This window comes from Pseudonocardia autotrophica, from assembly GCF_003945385.1.
GTDB classification, from domain to species: Bacteria; Actinomycetota; Actinomycetes; order Mycobacteriales; family Pseudonocardiaceae; genus Pseudonocardia; species Pseudonocardia autotrophica.
The window spans coordinates 6,913,443-6,934,581 of record NZ_AP018920.1; the positions used below are offsets into that span (position 1 = coordinate 6,913,443).

The 21,139-nt window shown below is 72.6% G+C and carries 21 protein-coding genes; 16 read left to right on the forward strand and 5 right to left on the reverse strand.

Going from position 1 to position 21,139, the window contains the following annotated elements; translation table 11 throughout:
* Positions 1-6 precede the first annotated feature (6 nt).
* Genes Pdca_RS32225 through Pdca_RS32240 form a run of 4 tightly spaced genes read right to left on the reverse strand, consistent with a single transcriptional unit; the run spans position 7 to position 3,041 of the window.
* On the reverse strand, positions 7-426 hold the full coding sequence (locus Pdca_RS32225) for a lipocalin-like domain-containing protein (RefSeq protein ID WP_158092319.1): 420 nt from the start codon (positions 424-426) through the stop codon (positions 7-9).
* A complete protein-coding gene (locus Pdca_RS32230; RefSeq protein WP_232021313.1) occupies positions 423-1,202 on the reverse strand; it encodes an HpcH/HpaI aldolase family protein in 780 nt (259 codons plus the stop codon). The genes Pdca_RS32225 and Pdca_RS32230 overlap by 4 nt, the downstream gene beginning before the upstream one ends.
* A complete protein-coding gene (locus Pdca_RS32235; protein WP_085915954.1) occupies positions 1,195-2,124 on the reverse strand; it encodes a cupin domain-containing protein in 930 nt (309 codons plus the stop codon). Before Pdca_RS32235 ends, Pdca_RS32230 begins: the two co-directional genes overlap by 8 nt.
* Before the next feature lie 23 nt (positions 2,125-2,147).
* Positions 2,148-3,041: a DUF6282 family protein gene (locus Pdca_RS32240; protein WP_085915967.1), complete on the reverse strand. Its 894-nt coding sequence runs from the start codon at positions 3,039-3,041 to the stop codon at positions 2,148-2,150.
* Positions 3,042-3,149: 108 nt separating this feature from the next.
* Between Pdca_RS32240 and Pdca_RS32245 the strand changes: the two genes are divergently transcribed.
* The 5 genes from Pdca_RS32245 to Pdca_RS32265 are packed head-to-tail and all read left to right on the forward strand — an operon-like array spanning position 3,150 to position 8,070.
* A complete protein-coding gene (locus Pdca_RS32245) occupies positions 3,150-3,950 on the forward strand; it encodes a CoA-transferase subunit beta (RefSeq protein ID WP_085915953.1) in 801 nt (266 codons plus the stop codon).
* Positions 3,947-4,786 carry an alpha/beta fold hydrolase gene (locus tag Pdca_RS32250; RefSeq protein ID WP_085915952.1) on the forward strand — a complete coding sequence of 280 codons (840 nt, stop codon included), beginning with the start codon at positions 3,947-3,949 and terminating at the stop codon, positions 4,784-4,786. Before Pdca_RS32245 ends, Pdca_RS32250 begins: the two co-directional genes overlap by 4 nt.
* Positions 4,783-5,556 carry an alpha/beta fold hydrolase gene (locus Pdca_RS35895; RefSeq protein WP_158092318.1) on the forward strand — a complete coding sequence of 258 codons (774 nt, stop codon included), beginning with the start codon at positions 4,783-4,785 and terminating at the stop codon, positions 5,554-5,556. Before Pdca_RS32250 ends, Pdca_RS35895 begins: the two co-directional genes overlap by 4 nt.
* A gap of 28 nt (positions 5,557-5,584) precedes the next feature.
* Complete coding sequence (locus Pdca_RS32260) at positions 5,585-7,180, forward strand: class I adenylate-forming enzyme family protein (protein WP_085915951.1); 1,596 nt, start codon at positions 5,585-5,587, stop codon at positions 7,178-7,180.
* Positions 7,177-8,070, forward strand: a complete 894-nt coding sequence (locus Pdca_RS32265) for a CoA transferase subunit A (protein ID WP_085915950.1) — start codon at positions 7,177-7,179, stop codon at positions 8,068-8,070. The genes Pdca_RS32260 and Pdca_RS32265 overlap by 4 nt, the downstream gene beginning before the upstream one ends.
* Before the next feature lie 47 nt (positions 8,071-8,117).
* Here Pdca_RS32265 and Pdca_RS32270 read toward each other — a convergent pair whose 3' ends face one another.
* Positions 8,118-9,119 carry an aldo/keto reductase gene (locus Pdca_RS32270; RefSeq protein WP_085915949.1) on the reverse strand — a complete coding sequence of 334 codons (1,002 nt, stop codon included), beginning with the start codon at positions 9,117-9,119 and terminating at the stop codon, positions 8,118-8,120.
* A 193-nt stretch (positions 9,120-9,312) separates the two neighbouring features.
* Between Pdca_RS32270 and Pdca_RS32275 the strand changes: the two genes are divergently transcribed.
* The 11 genes from Pdca_RS32275 to Pdca_RS32325 all read left to right on the forward strand — a co-directional run bounded on the left by Pdca_RS32275 (position 9,313) and on the right by Pdca_RS32325 (position 21,108).
* Positions 9,313-10,842, forward strand: a complete 1,530-nt coding sequence (locus Pdca_RS32275) for an aldehyde dehydrogenase family protein (RefSeq protein ID WP_085915948.1) — start codon at positions 9,313-9,315, stop codon at positions 10,840-10,842.
* Positions 10,839-11,939, forward strand: coding sequence for a zinc-binding dehydrogenase (locus Pdca_RS32280; RefSeq protein WP_085915947.1), 1,101 nt, complete (start codon positions 10,839-10,841; stop codon positions 11,937-11,939). The genes Pdca_RS32275 and Pdca_RS32280 overlap by 4 nt, the downstream gene beginning before the upstream one ends.
* A gap of 196 nt (positions 11,940-12,135) precedes the next feature.
* Entirely contained in the window at positions 12,136-12,645 is a 510-nt protein-coding gene (locus tag Pdca_RS32285; RefSeq protein ID WP_085915946.1) for a VOC family protein, read from the forward strand.
* 10 nt (positions 12,646-12,655) lie between these two features.
* Complete coding sequence (locus Pdca_RS32290; protein WP_085915945.1) at positions 12,656-13,783, forward strand: alpha/beta hydrolase; 1,128 nt, start codon at positions 12,656-12,658, stop codon at positions 13,781-13,783.
* Entirely contained in the window at positions 13,783-15,051 is a 1,269-nt protein-coding gene (locus Pdca_RS32295) for an FAD-dependent oxidoreductase (protein ID WP_125911639.1), read from the forward strand. Before Pdca_RS32290 ends, Pdca_RS32295 begins: the two co-directional genes overlap by 1 nt.
* A gap of 7 nt (positions 15,052-15,058) precedes the next feature.
* Positions 15,059-16,219, forward strand: a complete 1,161-nt coding sequence (locus Pdca_RS32300) for an acyl-CoA dehydrogenase family protein (protein ID WP_085915943.1) — start codon at positions 15,059-15,061, stop codon at positions 16,217-16,219.
* A gap of 7 nt (positions 16,220-16,226) precedes the next feature.
* Positions 16,227-17,840 (forward strand): AMP-binding protein, encoded by a 1,614-nt coding sequence (locus tag Pdca_RS32305; RefSeq protein WP_085915942.1) that lies wholly within the window; start codon positions 16,227-16,229, stop codon positions 17,838-17,840.
* Entirely contained in the window at positions 17,837-18,262 is a 426-nt protein-coding gene (locus Pdca_RS32310) for an FAS1-like dehydratase domain-containing protein (RefSeq protein ID WP_085915941.1), read from the forward strand. The genes Pdca_RS32305 and Pdca_RS32310 overlap by 4 nt, the downstream gene beginning before the upstream one ends.
* Positions 18,259-18,690: a MaoC/PaaZ C-terminal domain-containing protein gene (locus Pdca_RS32315; protein WP_085915940.1), complete on the forward strand. Its 432-nt coding sequence runs from the start codon at positions 18,259-18,261 to the stop codon at positions 18,688-18,690. The genes Pdca_RS32310 and Pdca_RS32315 overlap by 4 nt, the downstream gene beginning before the upstream one ends.
* Positions 18,687-19,583 carry an amidohydrolase family protein gene (locus Pdca_RS32320; RefSeq protein ID WP_085915939.1) on the forward strand — a complete coding sequence of 299 codons (897 nt, stop codon included), beginning with the start codon at positions 18,687-18,689 and terminating at the stop codon, positions 19,581-19,583. Before Pdca_RS32315 ends, Pdca_RS32320 begins: the two co-directional genes overlap by 4 nt.
* Positions 19,584-19,593: 10 nt before the next feature.
* The gene (locus Pdca_RS32325) at positions 19,594-21,108 is read left to right on the forward strand and encodes an FAD-dependent oxidoreductase (protein ID WP_125911640.1); all 1,515 of its coding nucleotides are present in this window, start codon (positions 19,594-19,596) and stop codon (positions 21,106-21,108) included.
* Positions 21,109-21,139 lie beyond the last annotated feature (31 nt).

Here is a 21,139-nt window from a genome sequence, read left to right on the forward strand (position 1 = left end):
GACGGGTCAGCTGCGGCGACGCCAGCGCAGCACCGGCGTCGGTGCCGGGCCGGGCTCCGCGACCCGCAGCACCAGGTCGGTGCCGGTCAGCTCGACCCGCCGGACGAGCGTGGTGCCGATCCAGTTGGGGTGGATGCAGGCCTCGACGTGGTGGGATACCCGGTCGCCGTGCCAGGTGTAGCGGCCGGAGTAGCCGCCGTAGGCGCGGACCGCGGCGAGCTTCTCGGCATCGGTGGTGAACCGCCAGTTCGCGGTCGCGGGCGCGGGCCGGTCCCCGGCCATGTAGTGCACGGCCAGGTCACCGGCCGCGGTGTAGATCAGCCGCCCGAGCGGCTCCCGGCCGAGCGGGAAGCGCTCGCCCGGTTCGGCGTCCGGTACCTCGTAGCCGACCAGCTCCCAGGCTCCGACGAGCGGACAGCCGGTCACCGGGTCCCCCGCAATCCGGCACGCACTCCACCGACCAGCGCGTCGGCGGCCCTGGCGAGCAGGGTCGCGTCGTTGCCGATCACCACGAAGCCGTGTCCCAGCTCGGCGGCCCGCAGCGCACCGTCCACACCGGCGCTCGCCGCCCCGCACGGTTTCCCGGCGGCCGCGGCGGCGGCCCGGCCGGTGTCCAGCAGCGCGCGCACGGCAGGTTCGCCGGCGCCGAGCCCGAGCGACAACGCCAGGTCCCCGGCGCCGAGGAAGACCGCGTCCACCCCGTCCACCGCCAGGATCTCCGGCGCCGCCTCGATCGCCTCCGCGCTCTCCAGCTGCGGGATGCACAGCACCTGCTCGTTGCCGAACCGGGTGTACTCCGCCCGGGACAGCAGGCCCCAGCGCCCGGCCCGGCTGGTCCCGCCGGCGCCCCGCGCACCGTGCGGCGGGAACCGCATCGCGGACACCACCGCGCGGGCCTGCTCGGCGTCGTCCACGTGCGGGACCAGGATCCCGCAGGCACCGGAGTCGAGCACCCGGCCGATCGTGGCGGGTTCGTGGCCGGGCACCCGGACCAGCGGGGTCATCCCGTACGCGCGGGCCAGCACGATCATCCCGGCGGCGGTCTGCAGGTCGAGCGGGGCGTGTTCGAGGTCGATGACCACGAAGTCGATCCCGACCGCGGCCATGATCTCCACGCTCTCGGTGGTGGCCAGCTTGATCCAGGCCCCGACCGCGGGGGCGCCCGGTTCCCGGCCGGTGAGCGCGCCGGGCAGGTCAGCCACCGGACACCCACTCCGGGGCCGGGTACTCGTCGGCGTTGCGGACCCATCCGGGCTTGGCCGAGAAGTCGGCCCGCGGCGGGCTGAAGATGTCGATCAGCTGGTGCTCTCCGTCGCCGATCGCCCGGCTGGTGTGCTCGGTCGGCGGCGGGATGATCGCCACGCCGGGGCTGCCGATCTCGGCGTGCACGTCCGGCCGCCACTGGGAGAGCTTCGCCGTCCACGGGGTCCGGACGTGATGCACGTAGTCCCCGGCCACGGTCAGCGAGCACTGCTCGAAGTCGTCGTGGTGGTGCGGGGAGAGCCGGTCCGGGTCACGGGGCCCGTGCTTCGGGTCGCCGAAGTTCACCATGAACGCGCTGGACCGGAAGATCCGCCCGAACCGGTCCGGCGAGACCGGGTGGTCGGCGTTGCGGTACACCCGGATCCGTGGCCCACCGACCGGGTCCGGCCACGGCTCCGGCCGGGCCACCCTGGGGTGCGGCTCCCGGTAGCTCTCCGCGTTGTGGCAGCGCGGCAGCAGATCGGCGGCCCGGACGTCGAACAGCCGGACCAGATCGAGGTCGCCGGCCGCGGTGAGGTCGCTCCCCCCGGCCGGCACGATCGCGATCCCGCGGCCGGCCAGCTCGGCGGCGCCCGCGGTGTCGTGACCGATCCGGACGTTCCCTCCGTCGTGCGGGACGACGACCAGGTACTCGTGCCGCTGCAGCTCGGCCGGCCGGGCCAGCGGGTCGCCGGCGACGGCCCGGGTGTAGGCCAGCACGAAGTTCTGCCCGCGGACATTCCAGGTGCGGCTGCCCGCCTCGCTCACCTCGGACGGCGCCAGGTCGTCCAGCGCGAACGCCTGGAACTCGGCGACCGGCTCGTCGGACCGGGTCGCGGTACCCCCGGGCAGCGTCGCCCGGGGGTCGGTGGGGCTGTACACGACGTTCCTCCGTCTCGTGGCGGTCAGCGGTCCAGGCCGAGCAGGTACGACGGGTTGTCCCGGACGATCATCCCCAGGTCCTTCTCCGGCAGCCCCAGGTCGAGCAGCGCCCCGCCCACCCGGATGAAGGAGTCGACCGGCATCGGACGGCCGTGCTGGCCGAGGTCGGAGGCCAGCACGGTGTGCTCCGGCCCGATCGCCGAGATCCACTCCATCAGCTGTTCCGGCCCGCCCTTGGCCTGCGCCACCTCGGGGTCGTACATCGCGGTCTCGTGCTCGATGTAGGCGCCGAGCGCGGTGAACTCGCGGCACTGCTGCGGGTCCGAGCCGATCACGAAGTTGGGATGGCTGAGCACCATCCGGCTCACGCCGAGCTCGGCGGCCGTGCCGAAGACCAGCCGGACGTCGTCCGGCGCGAGGTGCCCGGCGGAGAGCAGCGCATCGGCCTCGACGATCAGCTCGATCACCCGGCGGGCCTGCGGCAGCAGTGCGCCGGAGGCGTCCCGGACATCGGTCCGGCTACTGCTCAACGGGATCGTCGGCGTCGGGAAACCACCACCGGAGTTGTGGTGATCGATGTGCGCCGAGGACGAGATCGTCGGGAACCAGACGCATCGCCCGCCCATCCGCAGGCTCAGCTCGACGGCGTACGGGTTGATGCCGCCGACGAACTGGTTCAGCGCGATCCCGCCGTAGACCTGCGTGGACAGCCCACTCAGCTGTTCGCGCACCGCCAGCAGGTCCATCACCGTGTTGTGGTGGTGCGACTTGGCCAGCAGCGCACGCATCCCGAGCCGGGCACCGTCCCGGGCCGCCTCGACGTGGTCGAACCGGCGGGGCAACGGATTGGGCCCGGAATGACAGTGCAGGTCGACGAGCCCGTGCAGGACCCGTTCGATCGCGGTGGCTCCGGTCATCGACACTCCCCATCCGCAGCGTGTTGTAACAACAATCGGACGTAGTGTACGTTAATCGTGAACTCACGGGTGTGCAAGGGTTGCCGCCGCAGGAGAGTGGGAGGCGCCGTGTCGGGCGAGACCTACAGCTGGGCCGAGATGATGGCCATCTCGATCGCCCACGAGATGAGCGACGGTGAGTTCGGCTCGGTGGGCGCCGCGTCGCACATCCCCGCAGCCGGCCTGCGGCTGGCCCAACTCACCCACGCCCCGAACCTCACCTTCTTCTGCGGTGGCAGCGGGGCGTCCAACCCGAAGATCCGGCGGCTCACCGAGTCCTCGGCCGACTACCGGAACCTGGTCACCAGCGAGTACCACTACAGCCTGGACGACGTCGTCGACTTCGAGACCGCCATCCGGTTCGACTTCGCCTTCCTCGGCGGCCTGCAGATCGACAAGTTCGGCAACCTGAACATGGCGATGATCGGGGACTGGGAGAACCCGAAGGTGCGCGGGCCCGGAACGATCGGGCTGGTCTTCTCCGGCGGTTTCAAGTCCAGCTTCATCTACACCGAGCACCACACCCCGCGGGTGTTCGTGGACCGGGTGGACTTCGTCAGCGGCGCCGGCTGGCTGGACGGCGGCGACTCGCGCAGCAAGGTGTTCCGGCCCGAGTCCTCCGGGCCGCGGCGGGTCTTCACCCCGCTCGGGGTGTTCGACTTCGAGCCGGAGTCCAAGCACATGCGCCTCGCGCGGCTGCACCCGTGGACGACCGTCGAGCAGGTGCAGGAGGCCACCGGGTTCGACCTGCCGGTAGCCGACGACCTGCAGGTCGTCGAGCCGCCGAGCGCCGAGGACCTGCACCTGCTGCGCACCGAGGTCGACACCGACGGCGTGCTCCGCCGGTACGGCGCGGTCGGTGGTCGATGACCCTGCACAGCCGCTACGTCGTCGCCGACGGGATCCGCACGCACTACCTCGAGGCGGGGGACGGGCCCGTCCTGCTCCTGCTGCACGGCGGGGAGTACGGCGCAGCCGCCGAGCTGACCTGGGCGGACTGCATCCCGCACTGGTCCGGCCGGTACCGCGTGCTGGCGCCGGATCTCGTCGGCTTCGGTCGCAGCAGCAAGATCCGCGACTTCGCGGGCGGGCAGCGCAGGCTGATGATCGCGCAGGTGTCGGCGCTGCTGCGCACCCTGGACGTGGACGCGGTGCACGCCGTCGGGACGTCGCTGAGCGCGCGGATGCTGCTGGACATGGCCGCCCGGGACCGGGCGGCGTGGCCGCTGCGCACCGTGGTCGCCGCGGGCATCGGGCTCGCACCGCCGGTCGCGGCGGGCCGGGAGGTCCTGGAGACCTTCGACGGGACCCTGGACGGGCTGCGCCCGTCGATGGCGGTGCTCTTCCACGATCCGGCCTACCGCGACGACGAGGACCTGCTCCGGCGCAGGCACGAGATCGCCGCCCTGCCCGGCGCCTGGGAGACCGGGGCCGCCGCCGCACTGCGTTCCCCCGCCCGGTCCGGCACCGAAGGGCGCCCACAGGTCCGGGCGCCGCGCCGGGACTACGGTGCGATCACGCTGCCGGTGCAGCTCGTCCGCGGCGAGCACGACGCGCTCGTCCCGGACGACACCTGGCAGGAGCTGGCCGGTCGGATCCCGGAGGCCAGGGCGTGCACCGTCCCCGGTGCCGGGCACTATCCGCAGATCGAACGGCCCGCCGAGTTCGCCGCGGCCGTCACCGGGTTCCTGGACGGCGCGACGTGACCGGCCCCCGCGTCCACCTGGAACGGACCGGTGGATCCGGGCCACGGGTACTGCTGCTGCACGGCGCCGGCGCCACCGCCGCGGTCTGGGCGCCGACGCTCGCCGAGATCGCCCGGCGCCGCGCCCGCTGGGAGGTACTGACCGTCGACCTGCCCGGCCACGGCCGGTCCGACCGGCTGCCGGACTACCACCACGCGCACTACGCCGCGGCGGTCGCGCGAGCGATACCCCCTGGGCGGCGGATCGACCTGGTCGTCGGGCACTCGCTCGGCGGGCTGGTCGCGCTGAGCCTGGCCGACGGCACACACGGGATCGAGGTCGGCGCGGCCGCGGTGCTCGCCGTCCGGGTCGGCTGGGCGGAGGAGGAGCTCGCCGCCCGCGCCGGCCGGGCCGCCCGCGCACCCCGGGTCTTCCCCGCTCCGGAGCCGGCACGCAGCCGGTTCGCACTGGTCAGCGGCATCTCCGCGGATGCGGACACCGCATTGCTGGACACCGGCGTCCTGGCCTGCGACGGCGGCTACCAGCTCGCCGTCGACCGGCGGACCGCCGCCGATCCGCCGGCCGACGCCGACGAACTGGCCCGGGTCGCCGCACGGGTGACCGGGCCCGTCCGGCTCGCCTGCGGCGGTGCCGATCCGGGCGTCCGGCCGGACGAGATGAGCGCGACGCTCGGGCACCCGGTGCAGGTCGTGCCGGGAGCCGGGCACCACCTGCACGTCGAGCACCCGGCGTTCGTCGTCGACCTGATCGAGAACGCACTCCCCGCCTGAGCCCCCTCCTGACCGATCCGGAGCCGCCATGCGCATCGAGAACCTCCTGCGGCAGAACGCGGTACGCCGCCCCGACCGACCGGCCGTCATCACCGACGAGGCCGAGCTGACCTGGTCCGAACTGGACACCGCGACCGACCGGCTGGCGCACGCGTTGATCGACCGCGGCTGTCGCGAGCAGGAGCGGATCGCGCTCGTCCTGGCCAACGACCACCGGGTCGTCGTCGCCTACCACGGCCTGTGGAAGGCCAACCTGGTCACCGTCGGCGTCAACCCGAAGCTCACCACGACCGAGATGCGCCGCATCCTGGTGCACTCCGGCGCCTCCGTGGTCATCTGCGACTCGGCGACCGCGGTGGAGGCCGCCGCCGGTGCCCCGGCGGTCCGGCGGATCGTCACCGTCGGCCCGGTGGACGCCGGCGACACGGACGTACCCGTCGAGTCCTTCGACGAGCTGGTCGCCTCCGGTGCCGACGGGCCGGTCCCCGGCGAGTGCGGTGGGGTCAGTGTCTTCAGCGGCGCCGACCTGCGCTCGCTGCGCTACACCAGCGGCACCACCGGGGCGGCGAAGGGCTGCATGGCCACCCACGACCAGCAGCTGGCCAGCACCGCGAACTACCTGTGCGAGGTCGACGTCCCCCGTGGCGGGCCCACCTGGATCTCGATGCCGCTGAGCCTCGGGGTCGGTGCGTCGTTCGTGACCACCACCGCCTACCTGGGTGTCCCGTTGCTGCTGCGCAAGCGGTTCGACGCGGCGGCCTTCGTCGACGACGTCGAGCGGTACGGGGTGACACACGCGTTCCTGGTGCCGACGATGCTGGTCGACCTGGTCGCGGCGCTCCCGGGACTCGCCGCGGGCCGCGCCCGGACGCTCTCGCTGATCGGCTACGGCGGCGCGGCGACCTCGTGGAACCTGATCCGTTCCCTGGTCGAGGCGCTCGACGTGCGGCTGTACCACGCGTTCGGTGCCACCGAGGCCGGCGGTTTCGCCGCCCTGCTCACCCCGGACGACCACGACCGGCTGCTCGCCGACCGGCCGACCTCGATCGTGCCGGTGGGCCGGCCCGCCGCGTTCGCCGAGGTGCAGCTGGTCGACGCCGACGACCGGGTGGTCGCACCGCGCGAGGTCGGCGAGATGCGGATCCGAGCGGCGAGCGTGTTCTCCGGGTACTGGAGCCAGCCGGAGGCCACCCGGGCGGTGCTGCGGGACGGCTGGCTGCGCCTGGGCGACATGGCCTGGCGCGACGAGCACGGCTACATCTATCTCGCCGACCGGGCGCAGGGCGTGATCCGCTCCGGGGCGCAGAACGTCTACGCCGGTGAGGTGGAGGCGGTGCTGCAGAGCTGCCCCGGGGTGCACCGGGCCGCGGTGCTCGGGGTGCCGGACGAGCGGTACGGCGAGTCGGTGAAGGCCCTGGTGCAGCGCACCGAGGGCAGCGAGGTGACCGCACAGCAGGTGATCGAGCACTGTGCCGGTCAGCTGTCCGCCTACAAGCGTCCCCGGGAGGTCGAGTTCGTCGACTCCCTGCCGGTGGACGAGGGCGGCAAGATCAGAAGAGCTGAGCTGTCGAGCGGCACGGGCCTGGCCCTGCTCGGCACCGCGACGAAGGAGTCCGGACGGTGAGCGTGGACGCGAGCACGAGCAAGGTGACCACCCCCGAGGAGGCGGTCGCCGACATCGGGGACGGCGCCACCATCGCCCTCGGCGGGGTGCACTCGCACAACAGCCCGATGGCACTGGTGAACGCGCTGATCCGGCGCGGGGTGCGCGATCTCGAGCTGATCCCCACCCCCAGCGCCGGCGCACCGGTCGACATGCTGATCGCGGCCGGTTGCGTGCGGAAGCTGCACGTGTCCTACGTCGGGCTGGAGTTCCTCGGGCTGGCCCCGAACTTCCGCCGGGCCGCGCAGGAGAAGTCGATCGAGATCATCGAGGCGGACGAGGCCTGGGTCGTCTACGGCTTCCGGGCCGGGGCGAGCAAGCTGCCGTTCGTCGCGCTCCCCCCGCTCTACGAGGGCACCGACCTGCCCAAGGTCAACCCGATGATCCGGACCACCACCGACCCCTACACCGGGCGGACGGTCACCACGATCCCCGCGCTGCGCGCGGACTTCGGGCTGTTCCACGCGCAGGTCTCCGACCGCAAGGGCAACGTGCAGATCTTCGGTCAGCGCCGGTTCGAGGACGTGATGGCCAAGGCCAGCGACCACGTCATCGTCTCGACCGACGAGGTGCTCGACGAGTACGCGCCGTCCCCGGACCCGCGGATCGTGTCCATGCCCGGCGCGATCGTGGAGAAGGTGGCGCACGCGCCGTACGGGGCGCATCCGCTGTCCTCGCCGGGGCACTACGGCTACGACCGCGAACAGCTCGTCGAGTACCGGGATCGCGCGGTCGCCGGCGAGACCGCCGGCTACCTCGACACCTACGTGCACGGGGTACGGGACCACGCGGAGTACCTGGAGCAGCGCGGGGTCGGCAGGCTGCTCGGCCTGCGCCAGACCTTCCGCTGAGCCGGCACGGCCCCTTCCGGGATCCGGAGGGGGCCATGCCGCCGGGCTCACCAGGAGTAGGCCTCCGGGGCGGGGCCCGGCCCGGGGAAGATCGCGTCCAGCCGGGCCAGCACCTCGTCGCCGAGGTGCACGTCGAAGGCGCCGGTCGCCTCGACGAGCTGATCGACGGTGCGCGGGCCGATGATCGTCGCGGAGACCCCGGGGCGGGCCAGCAGCCAGGCCACGGCCACGTCGGCGGGCTTCGCGCCGAGCTCGTCGCAGAGATCCTCGTAGGCCTGCACCGCGTCGCGGTGCCGATCCAGCTTGGCCAGCCGCTTGCCCCGGTGGGTGGCGATCCGGGCGCCGGGCAGCGGCCCGCCCATGGTCTGCTCGCGTTCCTTCCGGAGGATCCCGCCGAGCAGCCCGGCATCCAGCGGCGACCAGGGCATCATGCCGACGCCGTAGTGCGCACAGGCGGGCAGCACCTCCAGCTCCGCGGTGCGTTCGAGCAGGTTGTAGATGGTCTGCTCGCTGACCAGGCCGGGCCTGCCCCGGCGGGCGGCGGCCTCCTGACCGGCGGCGATGTGCCATCCGGGGTGGTTGGAGGAGCCCACGTAGACGATCTTCCCCTGCGTCTTGAGCAGGTCCATCGCCTCCCAGATCTCCTCCCACGGCGTGGTCCGGTCGATGTGGTGCATCTGGTAGAGGTCGATGTGGTCCACGCCGAGCCTGCGCAGCGACGCCTCGCAGGCCCGCCGGATGTGCAGTGCGGAGAGGCCCGAGTTGTTCGGCCACTCGGCCATCTGGCCGTAGAGCTTGGTGGCCAGCACCGTCCGGTCCCGGCGCCCGGCACCGCCGGCAAGCCAGGTCCCGATGATCTGCTCGGTGTACCCCTCGCCGAAGCGCCAGCCGTACACGTCACCGGTGTCGATGACGTTGATCCCCAGGTCCAGCGCCCGGTCCATGATCGCCGCCGCGTCCTCCGGGGTGGTCTGGGTACCGAAGTTGTCGGTGCCCAGGACCAGGCGGCTGACGGTCAGCCCGCTGCGGCCGAGATGGGTGTACTCCACGGGATCTCCTCAACAGCTGTCTCAACAACTGTGTCGACAACTCTGTCAACAACTATCGGACTTTACGTCCCATATCTAATGCATCGCATGGTAGCGTCGCAGCGCTTCCCACGTAAGAGCGCTCGCTCGTTCGCACCGGACCGCGCCGCCCCGCCAGGGCCGTCGGCGCCCGGCGCCGCCCAGAGGAGGTCCGATGACCGAGCACCCGGCCGTACCCGACCGGCACACCTACATCGACGGCCGGCTGCGCGACGGCGGCGGCCCGCCGATCCCCGATCTGCACCCGGGCGACGGCAGCGTGATCACCACGGTGCCGGGCACCGCCCCGGCGCTGCTCGACGACGCGATCGCCGGTGCGCTCGCCGCACAGCCCGGCTGGGCCCGGACCGGCCCGCACGAGCGGGCCCGCATCCTGCGCGACGCGGCGGGCCTGCTGGAGTCCGGTGCCGACCGGCTGGTCCGGCTGATCACCCTGGACAACGGCAAGACCCTCGCCGAGGCGCGCGGCGACGTGCTGGTCGCGGCCACCCACCTGCGCAGCGCCGCGAACTGGGCGACCGGCCTGGAGGGCTCCACCCTGCCCGCCGACGGCAGCACCCTGAAGCTGACCCTGCGCGATCCGGTCGGCCTGGTCGCCGCGATCATCCCGTTCAACGCGACCCTGATGTTCGCCGCGCAGAAGGCCGGCCCCGCGCTGGCCGCGGGCAACGCGATCGTGCTCAAGGCCCCCGAGCAGAGCCCGCTGGCCGCACCGGCGCTGGCCGAGTTGCTCTCCGCCGCCGGCCTGCCGGACGGCCTGCTGCAGGTCGTGCAGGGAGCGGGCGACGTGGGCCGGGCGCTGGTCACCCATCCCGCCGTCACCATGGTCTCCTTCACCGGCAGCACCGAGGTCGGCCGGCAGGTGATGCGGGACGCCGCCGACGGCATGAAGCGCACCCTGCTGGAGCTGGGCGGCAAGTCGGCCAACATCGTCTACGCCGACGCCGACCTGGACTCCGCGGTGCACGCCGCGGTCGGCGGGATCTTCCGCAACGCCGGGCAGCGCTGCTTCTCCGGCTCCCGGCTGCTGGTGCAGAGCTCCGTGGCCGACGAGGTGACCGAGCGGATCGCCCGGATCGCCGGCGCGATCCGGGTGGGCGACCCGTTCGACCCGGCCAGCGACCTGGGTTGCCTGATCTCCCGGCAGCAGGAGCAACGGGTGCAGCGGATGATCGACGACGCCGTCGCCGCAGGCGCCACGGCACGGGCCGGCGGCAGCAGACCCGCCGACGTGCACCCGGACGGTGCCTTCCTGGCGCCCACCGTGCTGGACTTCCGGGACCTCGATCCCCCGGCGGGCGCCGGGCCGTCGATCATCCGGGACGAGGCGTTCGGGCCGGTGCTCACCGTGCAGAGCTTCGACACCGTCGAACGCGCCGTCGAGCTGGCCAACGACTCACCGTTCGGCCTGGTCGGCGGGTGCTGGACCCGGGACCTCGAACGTGCGCTGCACACCGCGCGCGCGGTCCGCGCCGGATACTTCTGGATCAACTCCTACGGCGCGCTCGCCCCGGACGCCCCGATCGGCGGCGTCGGCCTGTCCGGCGTCGGCCGGGAGCTCGGCCGGATCGGCCACGAGGCCTACACCGAGCTCCGGACGGTCGTCGTGGACACCGCACCGCAGGCAGCACATCGCTGGTACGCCGAACCCGCCGCAGCCACCGCACCGGAGGAGCCGAGATGACAGACACCTATCGCGCCGCCGTCGTCCGCCGGGCGCACGAACCGATCGCGGTGGAGACCGTCCCGCTGCGCGATCCGGTGCGCGACGAGGTGGCGATCGAGGTGACCGCCTGCGGGCTGTGCCACAGCGACGTGCACTTCATGCACGGCACCTCGGGGACCGACTTCCCGTACGTGGTGGGCCACGAGGTCACCGGCCGGGTCGCGGCACTCGGCCCACAGGCCGGGGACGGCATCGGGGCCGGCCTCGGGATCGGGGACACCGTCGTGGTCGCCCCGATGGTGGCCTGCGGCCGGTGCAGGCACTGCACGGCCGGGCATCCCACCCGGTGCGCGGCCCGGCTCCTGCGCCGCCCGCCGATCCCGCTCGCCGACGGCGTGTCGGGCACCCCGGTACTCGGTGTCGGCGGGTTGGCCGAGCGGACGATCGTGCCGGCGGCCAACGTGGTCCCGATCGACCCGCGGGTGCCGCCGGAGATCGCCGCGCTGCTGGGCTGCGGCGTGCCGAGCGGCTACGGCGCCGCGGTGCACACCGCCGAGGTCGGCCCGTCCGACGACGTGGTGGTGATCGGCTGCGGCGCGGTCGGCCTGGCCGCCGTCGCCGGGGCCTCCGCAGCGGGGGCCGAGCGGATCATCGCGCTCGACGTGCAGGCCGGGAAGCTGGAGCCGGCGACCGCGTTCGGGGCGACGCACACGGTGGACGCCGGGGCCGCCGACCCGGTGGAGGCGGTCCGCCGGATCACCGGGGGCCGCGGCGCCGACGTGGTGCTCGACGCGGTCGGCGGTCCGCGCACGCTCGACCTGGCGCTGAAGGTCCGGGCGGTGGGCTCCCGGCTGGTGGTGGTGGGTGCACCGAAGGTCGGCGACACCGTCGAGCTGGGCCTGCGCGAGCTGTTCCTGACCGGCGGTTCGCTGCGGGTGTCGATCTGGGGCGACTGCGACGCGCACCGCGACCTGCCGATGCTCGCGCGCCGCTACCTGGACGGCGAGCTGCCGCTCGAGCGCTATCTCACCGGCAGCTACCCGCTGGCCGACGCCCAGAGCGGCTTCGACGAGCTGCTCGCCGGACGCGCCCTGCGCAGCGTCGTCACGCCGTGACCTGCTGACATCCGCCCGGCCCGGCGGGCAACGAGCGGCGCCACCGGACGACCTCCGGTGGCGCCGCCGACCCCTGCCCGCAGCGGGCCGGCCGTTGTGTCGCCGCCCGCGGGTGATCGGTTGACAACACCCCTTTTCAGGCCGCACTATCCGTACGGATACCGGGCTCACTGTCCAATAATCGAGAAGAGGCATCATGGCCGACACCGTCGCCTCGGAACTGCAGGCCCCGCGCTCGCTGAACCACATCGCGTACCCGACGTGGGACTCGCAACGGACGCACGACTTCTACACACGGGTACTGCGGTGCCCGCTGATCGCCGCGATCCGGCAGGAGGAGGTGCCCTCCAGCGGGGCGAAGACCCCGTTCCTGCACACCTTCTTCGGGCTCGGCGACGGCAGCGCGATCGCGTTCTTCGAGGTCGACGGCCTGCCCGCGTACGAACCGGACGCGGTGCCGTCCTGGATCCGGCACCTCGCGCTCAACATCGACTCGATGGAGGAGCTGCTGGCCTGGAAGACGCACTTCGAGACCGAGGGGGTCGAGGTCAACGGGATCGTCGATCACGACGGCGTCTGGGAGTCGCTCTACGTCTTCGATCCCAACGGCGTCCGGATCGAGCTCACCCTGCAGACCCGCGAGCTCACCGAGCAGGACGCCCACGAGGGGGCTGCCAACCTGCACGCCTGGAACCAGCGCGGGTGAGGGGCCGCACGTGCTGATCCGCGAACTGCTCGGAATCCCGATGCCCGCCGGGCAACGTCTGGACATCAACTCCGGCGTGGCCAGGCTCAGCGGCAAGATCTGGGCCACCCTCTGGCGGGACGACCGCCGCACCCCGACCACCGCCGTGCTGATCGTGCACCCGGCGTCGAACTTCCTCGGCCACTACGCACTGTCCGATCTCGCCGAACGCGGCGTCGCCGCGGTCGGCCTGTGCACCCGTTACGTCGGGAACGACTCCGCACTGATCATGGAGAACTGCGTTCTGGACATCGGTGCCGCGATCGCCCACCTGCACCGGCTCGGGTACTCCGAGATCGTGCTGGTCGGCAACTCCGGTGGCGGCGGATTGGCCGCGCTGTACCAGGAGCAGGCCGAGAACCCGACGATCACCGAGACCCCGGCCGGCGACCCGGTCGATCTCGCCGGCGCCGGGCTGATCCCGGCCGACCGGTTGGTCATGGCGATGGCCCACCCGGGGCGGGCGACCGTGTACACCGAGGGACTCGATCCCGCGATCGTCGACGAACAGGACCCGTTCGGCCGGGACCCCGGGCTGGACATGTTCGACCCGCAGCACGGGCCGCCGTACCCGGCGGAGTTCGTGCAGCGCTACCGGGCCGCGCAGATCGCCCGCAACGAGCGGATCTCCGGGTGGGCGTTCGAGCGGCTCACCCAGCTCACGAAGCTGGACCGCCCGGGCCCGGACGACCTGCCGTTCGTCGTCCACGGGACGGCCGCCGACCTGCGGTTCACCGATCTCACGCTGGATCCGTCGGACCGCCGCGCCGGAACGTTGTGGGGCGATCCGTGGACCGCCAACACCCAGCCGGCATCGCTGGGGCACCTGACCAGCCTGCGGTCCTGGCTCAGCCAGTGGAGCCACACGCACAGCCGGGCGAACGCCTACCAGCGACTGCGCGGGGTGAGCGCCCCGGTGATGGTGGTGTACGGCTCCGCCGACTGTGCCGCATTCCCCAGCCACGCCCGTGGGATGTACGACGCGGTCCGGCACGACCGGCGTGAGCTGGTCGAGATCGCCGGCGCGGACCACTACTTCCAGGGCACCCCCGAGCTGGCCGCACGCATGTGCGACCACATCGTCGAGTGGAGTACCTGATGAGCACCGCACGGGGGCGCGCGAGCGGCACCGGCAGCAGCACCGGCAGCGGCAGCGGCAGCGGCACGGATACCGACACCGAGGTCGCCGTCGTCGGTGCGGGGCCGGTCGGGCTGACCGCGGCGCTGGCGCTGGCCAGGGCCGGGATCGGGGTCACCGTCTTCGAGTCCGAGCCCGAGCTCAGCACCGAGTGGCGGGCGTCGACGTTCCACCCGCCGACCGTCGAGATCGCCCGGCACCTGGGCATCGCGGACGCGATGCTCGCCGCCGGACTGATCGCACCGCGCTACCAGGTCCGGGACCGGACGGACGGGTTGATCGCCGAGTTCGACTTCGGTGCGCTCGGCGACGAGACCGAGTACCCGTTCCGGCTGCAGCTCGAGCAGTACAAGTACACCCAGATCCTGCGGGACACACTCGCCGCCGAACATCCCGATGTGACCATCCGGATGGGCCGCGGGATCAGCGACCTGCGCGACGCCGGCGACCACGTGGTGCTGCAGTCCGGGCCGCACCGGAGCACCGCTCGCTGGGCGCTGGCGACCGACGGGGCGCGCAGCACAGTTCGCAAGGTGCTCGACTGCCCGTTCGAGGGGCTCACCTACGAGCACCGCTATCTGGTGCTGTCCATCGACTACCCGATCGACACGCTGCTGCCGGGGATCTGCGACGTCAATTACATCTCCGACCCGGTGGAGCATCTGCTGGTGCTGCGGGTGCCGGACGTGTGGCGGGTGGTCGTCTCGGTGCCGCCGGAGGTGAGCAGCGAGGAGGCCGTCTCCGACTCCTACGTCGGGCAGCGGCTGCGGACGCTGCTCGGCGACCAGCCCGATCTGGTGCTGCTCGAACGCAAGACCTATGCGGTGCACCAGCGGGTGGTGGACAGCTTCCGGCACGGCCGGGTGCTGCTGCTCGGCGATGCGGCGCACATCAACAGCCCGATGGGCGGGATGGGCCTGAACAGCGGGATCCACGACGCGTTCGACCTGTCCGTGCAGCTCACCGGCCACCTCCGCGGCGAGCTCGACGAGAGCGTGCTGGACCTGTGGGCCACCCGGCGGCGCAAGGCTGCGGTGGAGACGGTCCAGGAGATCACCCACCGGACCACGACCGCGCTGGCCGAGTCGGACGAGCACCAGCGGCGCCGCTTCCAGCAGCAGATGTCCGACATCGCCGCGGATCCGCGGCGGGCGAAGGCCTGGATGATGGACGCGGCGATGATCTCCAACGCGCGGGCCTACGACCTGCCTGCCCGGAACGGGACCTGATCCTCCGATGGACTTCGCACTCACTGTCGAGGATCGCGACATCCGGGACACCGTCCGCCGGTTCGTGCAACGTGAGCTGTTGCCGCGCGAGCCGGAGTTCCTGCGGCGCGAGCGCTCCGGCGAGCCCGGCCTGCCGCACGACGAGCTGGCCGAGCTGCAGCGCAAGGCCCGTGAGTTCGGGTTCTGGGGGCTCGCCACCCCTGCCGAGTGGGGCGGGATGGACCTTCCGGCGATGCTGCAGTCGCTGGTCACGACGGAGCTGGCGACGACCTGCGTGCCGTTCCGGTTCGGCGGGGCCGCGGACAACATCCTGTTCGCCGCCACGCCCGCCCAGCAGGAGGCCTACCTGCGCCCCACCATCGAGGGCGTGCGGCGCGGCTGCTTCGCGCTGACCGAGCCGGGCGCGGGCTCCGACGCCCGGGCGATCAGCACCACCGCCCGCCGGGACGGCGCCGACTGGCTGATCAACGGCCAGAAGACCTTCATCACCGGTGGCCACGAGGCCGACTACGCCATCGTCTTCGCCGTCGCCGAACCGGGGATCACCGCGTTCCTGATCGACCGCGAGCAGGGATGGACCTCCAGCCCGATCCCCACGATGGGCAGCTGGCACGAGCCGGCGACGCTGTTCCTCGACGACGTCCGGGTGCCGGACTCGGCGGTCCTCGGCGAGGTCGGCACGGGCTTCGAGCTGGCGATGCGCTGGATCGGCAAGGGCAGGCACACGATCGCCGCGCAGTGCGTCGGGATCGCGACCCGATGCCTGCAGATGGCCGTGAGCTACGCGAACACCCGGGAGACCTTCGGCCGGACGATCGGCTCCAACCAGGGCATCGGCTGGATGCTCGCCGACTCCGAGACCGAGCTGGAAGCCGGCCGCTGGCTGGCACTGCGGGCGGCGTGGGACGCCGACCGGGGGGCCGACGCCCGGCACGCCGCGGCCCTCGCCAAGCTGTACTGCACCGGGATGGTGGGCCGGGTGGTGGATCGTGCACTCCAGATCCACGGCGGCCTGGGCTACACCAGGGAGCTCCCACTGGAGTGGTGGTACCGGTCGGTACGCGTGATGCGGATCTTCGAGGGCACCGACGAGATGCAACGAATGATCATCTCCCGCGACCTCCTTCGCGGGCACTCCCGGATCGGAGGCCACCTTGCCCACCCATGAGAGTCCGATGAGCGTGTCCGCGGCCCTGCGGGCGGCGGGCGACGCCGCGGACGGCCGCATCGCCGTGTCCCACGGCGACGTGCGGATCAGTTACGCCGAGCTGCACGCGCGCGCCGACCGGGTCGCCGGGACGCTCGCCGCGCGCGGCGTCGGCCTCGGGGACACCGTGGCGATCGCCCTCTACAACGGGGTCGAGTACCTGGAGACGGTGCTCGCCGCCTTCCGGATCGGCGCGGTCCCGGTCAACATCAACTACCGGTACCGCGAACCCGAGCTGGCCTACGTGCTCGATCACGTGGAGGCCGTGGCGCTGGTGCACGACGAGAGCCTGACCGAGCGCGTCGGCGGGGTCGCCGGCTCGCTGCCGAAACTGACCGCGGTGCTGCGGACCGGCGACTCCGCGGCCGGCACCGCGGCGTCCTACGCGGACGCCGCGGCGGGCGGGGAGCCGGTCACCGCCGTCGACGAGACCGGGTTCGAGCACGGGATCATCCTGCTCACCGGGGGAACCACCGGCCGACCGAAGGGCGTGATCTGGGACCGCACCGGCCTGCTCGGCATCCTCGGCTCGGTCTTCCGCCAGCAGGGCATCGCCGCCCCGGCCGATCCGGCGGAGGTCCGGGCCGCGGTCGCCGGGCTGCGCGAGCGGGACGCCGTCCCGGTGGTGCTGCCGATGTCGCCGCTGATGCACGGGACCGGCTTCTTCCACGCGATGCGCACGCTGCTCGGCGGCGGCACCGTCTGCTTCTGCACCTCGCACTCGCTGGACGCACACGAGGTCTGGCAGGTGGTGGGCCGTGAGCGGGCCACCGAGATGGTGATCGTCGGCGACGCGTTCGGCAGGCCGCTGGTGGACGCGCTCGGCGAGCAACGCGCGACCGGCACCCCGTACGACATCTCCAGCATGCGCCGGATCACCAGCTCCGGAGTGGCCTGGAGCGTCGATGTCAAACGCTCCCTGCTCGCCGAGGGGTCGATGACGCTGGTGGACAACATCTCCGCGTCCGAGGGCGGTCCGTTCGGGGTCGCCGAGGCGAGCCGCGATGCCGACCTGGCAGACGGCCGGTTCGATCTGGCACCGGTGGCCAGGGTGCTCGACGAACAGGACCGCGACGTCGAGCCGGGCAGCGGCCGGGTGGGTGTGCTGGCCAGCGCCGGCCCGCAGCCGGTCGGCTACCTGCGTGATCCGGAGCGCACCGCGCGCACCTGGCGGGTGATCGACGGGGTGCGTTACGCGGTCCCCGGCGACCTGGCCTCACTCGACGCCGACGGCAAGCTGATCCTGCTCGGCCGGGGCGACGGCGTGATCAACACCGGTGGCGAGAAGGTCTTCCCGGAGGAGGTCGAGCAGGCGCTGGTCGCGCACCCTGCCGTCACCGACGCCGTCGTCATCGGCATGCCGGACCCGCGCTGGGGCCAGGAGGTCACCGCGCTGGTGGCCGGCGAGCTCAGCGGGCACTCCGACGAGGCACTGATCTCGCACCTGGACGCCCGGCTCGCCCGCTACAAGCATCCCCGCACGCTGATCCGTATCGACGCGGTGCCACGCACCCCGGCGGGCAAGGTCGACCGCACCCGGGCGAAGCAGCTCGCCACCCGGAACCAGGAGGAGAACAGATGACCCAGCGGAGCTTCCCGATCGAACGGGGGCACGTGCTGGCGTTCGCCAGGGCGCTCGGCGCCGAGCCCGACGGCGGCGTGCCGCCGACCTTCCCGATCGCCTATGCCCACTTCGACCCGGACTGGCCCCTGCGGATGCGACCGGGACAGCCGTGGCAGGGCTCCGGCGCCGGCCCGGGCGGTGCCGGAGCCGGCGGTGGCGGGCTGCACGCCGAGCAGGAGTTCACCTACTACCGCCCGCTGCAGGTCGGCGAGACCCTGGTCCCGAGCAAGCGGGACGGGCGGACCTGGAGCAAGGAGGGCCGTTCCGGAGTGCTGGACTTCACCGAGCGGCACACCGACTTCCACGACGCCGACGGCGAGCTGGTCGCCCGCGCCACCGCGGTGACCGTCCGCACCCGTCCGGCGGAGGGCTCGGCATGAGCGCCGCGCCGGTCGCCGTGACCGTCGGCGAGGAGCGGACCGAGGTCGTCGTCGAGAACCTCCGGCGGACCCAGATCGTGATGTACGCCGGAGCCGGCGGGGACTTCAACCCGCTGCACACCGACGAGCCCTTCGCCACGCAGGTCGCGGGCCACCCGACGGTGATGTCGCACGGGATGCTGGTGATGGGGCTGGCCGGGCAGGTGCTCGTCGACTGGTTCGGCACCGCGAACGTGCGCCGCTACCGCGCCCGGTTCCAGGCCCCGACCTGGCCCGGCGACACCCTCACGGTGACCGCACGGATCGACGAGGTGCGGGCCGAGGGCGACGAGCAGCTCGCCGAGGTCACACTGACCACCACCAACCAGGACGGACGAGCCGTGCTCGGCGGCTCGGCCACCGTCGTCACGGCCGGGGAGGCGACATGACCCGCAGGATCGACCCCGATGCCGTCGACGCGATCGACGTGCACACCCACGTGCAGCTCTCGGTCGCCGAGGCGTCCGCGCCCGACCGGTCGGAGAGCTTCGACGCGATGGCGAAGTACTTCAAGACGGACAAGGTCACCCGCTTCACCGTGCCGATGCTGGCCGAGTACTACCGCGCCAGGCGGATGGCGGCGGTCGTGTTCACCGTGGACTCGGCGCACCAGACCGGCCGGGAGCCGAACCCGCCCAACGAGGAGATCGCCGACCTGGCCGCGGAGCACTCCGACGTGCTGATCCCGTTCGCCAGCATCGACCCGCACCGCGGCGCGGCAGGTGTCCGGGCGGCCCGCAGCCTGATCACCGAGCACGGGGTGCAGGGCTTCAAGTTCCACCCGACGTCACAGGGCTTCTTCCCGAACGACCGGATGGCCTATCCGCTCTACGAGGTGCTGCAGGAACACGGGATGGTCGCGTTGTTCCACACCGGGCACACCGGCGCAGGCGCCGGGCAGCGCGGTGGCGGCGGGCTGCGGCTCAAGTACTCGACCCCGATGGCCGTCGACGACGTCGCGGTGGACTTCCCGGACCTGAAGATCGTGCTGGCGCACCCGTCGTTCCCCTGGCAGGACGAAGCCCTGTCGGTCGCCATGCACAAGCCGAACGTCTACATCGACCTGTCCGGCTGGTCTCCGAAGTACTTCCCGCCGCAGCTGGTGCAGTACGCGAACACCCTGCTCAAGGACAAGATGCTGTTCGGATCGGACTTCCCGATGATCACTCCGGAGCGCTGGCTGGAGGACTTCGCCGCGGCCGGCTTCCGGGACGAGGTCCGGCCGAAGATCCTCAAGGAGAACGCGGTGCGACTGTTCGGCCTCGCCGCGGAGACCGGCTGAGGAGGTGCTGATGCCCGGGACAGGATTCGATCGCACGGTCGACGTCGTCGTGCTGGGGCTCGGTGACGCGGGCGCGGTCGCCGCGGTGACCGCGCACGACGCCGGCGCACAGGTGCTGGTGCTGGAGAAACAGACCGCCGAGCGGCATCGGCCGAACAGCCGGTACGCGGCGGGCTTCTTCCTGGTGCCCAACGACATCGACGCCGCGTGCCGCTATCTGACGGCGTCCTATGCGGTGTCCGGGGAAGACACGGCCGTCGAGCCGGAACTGATCCGGACGTGGGCGGTCGAGACCGCGGCGAACCCGGCCTGGCTGACCGCGCAGGGCGGCGAGTACAGCGTCCTGGACCTGCACGGCGAGCACGACGCGCTGCCCGACCACGGCTCGGTCACGGTGCACCGGGTGCTGCCCTCCGAGCGGGCGGCCCGCTGGCCGGGCTGCCCGCTGTTCGGTCTGCTCCGCTCGCTCGTCGACGAACGCGGGATCGAGGTCCGGTTCGGCGCCGCGGCGACCGGACTGATCACCGGCCCGGACGGCGACGTGCTCGGCGTCCGGGTCGACGACGGCGGGCGCGAGCAGCGGATCGGAGCCCGGCGCGGCGTGGTGCTGGCGGTCGGCGGGTTCGAGGGCGATCCGGCTCTGCAACGCCAGTTCCTGCCGGTTCCCCGGGCCTGGTTCTACGGCAGCCAGGACAACACCGGCGACGGGATCCGGATGGCCCAGCAGGTCGGCGCCGAACTGTGGCACATGAACGTCTGGCCGGGGCACTTCGTCGCCCGGTTCCCCGGCAACGGCTACACCGGGGGGACCGGGATCGACGTCTGGGGCACCGGACGGTTCGGGCCCGACCCGGACCGCGCGGTCAACCCGGGAGCGGTGTTCGTCGACGGCGCCGGGCAGCGGTTCCTGGCCGAGCCGGGCCGTCAGCACGCCGCGCACCTGGAGCTGCTCGGGATGGACGCGCAGCGGCTCTCGCATCCGCGGATCCCCACCTGGTGGATCTTCGACGAGCGGCGCTTCGACAAGGGCCCGCTGGTCCCCACCTACTCCGGCCCGGCCGGCCCGGTGCAGGACTACACCTGGAGCTGTGACAACGTCGCCGAGCTGGAGCGCGGCTGGATCCGGAGCGCCGCAACGCTGCACGAGCTGGCCGGTCTCTGCGGCGTCGACGCGGAAGCGCTGACCGAGTCGGTGCGGCGCTACAACGCCTCCTGCGCCGCGGGCCGGGACGAGGAGTTCGGACGTGCACCCTCGACCCTGGTCCCCCTCGACGGACGGCGCTTCTTCGCGGTGCCCTTGTACCCGGGCGGTTCGCACACCGTCGGCGGACCACGCCGGGACGCGGGCGCCCGGGTGCGCGGCGTCGGCGGCACCCCGGTCGGGAACCTGTACTCGGCAGGCGAGCTGGGCTCGATACACGGGCTGCTCTACCCGGCGGGCGGTGCCAGTCTCGCCGAGTGCATGGCGTTCGGCCGGATCGCCGGAGCGGCCGCCGCCGCCGCCGACCGGACGTGCGCATCGTGAGCGGGCGGATGCCGAGCGATAGGGTGACGAC

Bases quoted from the DNA above. Each gene is read 5' to 3' on its own strand.
- Pdca_RS32320 (WP_085915939.1), top strand. From the start codon at position 18,687: ATGACCCGCAGGATCGACCCCGATGCCGTCGACGCGATCGACGTGCAC.
- Pdca_RS32260 (WP_085915951.1), top strand. From the start codon at position 5,585: ATGCGCATCGAGAACCTCCTGCGGCAGAACGCGGTACGCCGCCCCGAC.
- Pdca_RS32300 (WP_085915943.1), top strand. From the start codon at position 15,059: ATGGACTTCGCACTCACTGTCGAGGATCGCGACATCCGGGACACCGTC.
- Pdca_RS32250 (WP_085915952.1), top strand. From the start codon at position 3,947: ATGACCCTGCACAGCCGCTACGTCGTCGCCGACGGGATCCGCACGCAC.
- Pdca_RS32315 (WP_085915940.1), top strand. From the start codon at position 18,259: ATGAGCGCCGCGCCGGTCGCCGTGACCGTCGGCGAGGAGCGGACCGAG.
- Pdca_RS32310 (WP_085915941.1), top strand. From the start codon at position 17,837: ATGACCCAGCGGAGCTTCCCGATCGAACGGGGGCACGTGCTGGCGTTC.
- Pdca_RS32325 (WP_125911640.1), top strand. From the start codon at position 19,594: ATGCCCGGGACAGGATTCGATCGCACGGTCGACGTCGTCGTGCTGGGG.
- Pdca_RS32295 (WP_125911639.1), top strand. From the start codon at position 13,783: ATGAGCACCGCACGGGGGCGCGCGAGCGGCACCGGCAGCAGCACCGGC.
- Pdca_RS32285 (WP_085915946.1), top strand. From the start codon at position 12,136: ATGGCCGACACCGTCGCCTCGGAACTGCAGGCCCCGCGCTCGCTGAAC.
- Pdca_RS32275 (WP_085915948.1), top strand. From the start codon at position 9,313: ATGACCGAGCACCCGGCCGTACCCGACCGGCACACCTACATCGACGGC.
- Pdca_RS32305 (WP_085915942.1), top strand. From the start codon at position 16,227: ATGAGCGTGTCCGCGGCCCTGCGGGCGGCGGGCGACGCCGCGGACGGC.
- Pdca_RS32280 (WP_085915947.1), top strand. From the start codon at position 10,839: ATGACAGACACCTATCGCGCCGCCGTCGTCCGCCGGGCGCACGAACCG.
- Pdca_RS32240 (WP_085915967.1), bottom strand. From the start codon at position 3,041: ATGACCGGAGCCACCGCGATCGAACGGGTCCTGCACGGGCTCGTCGAC.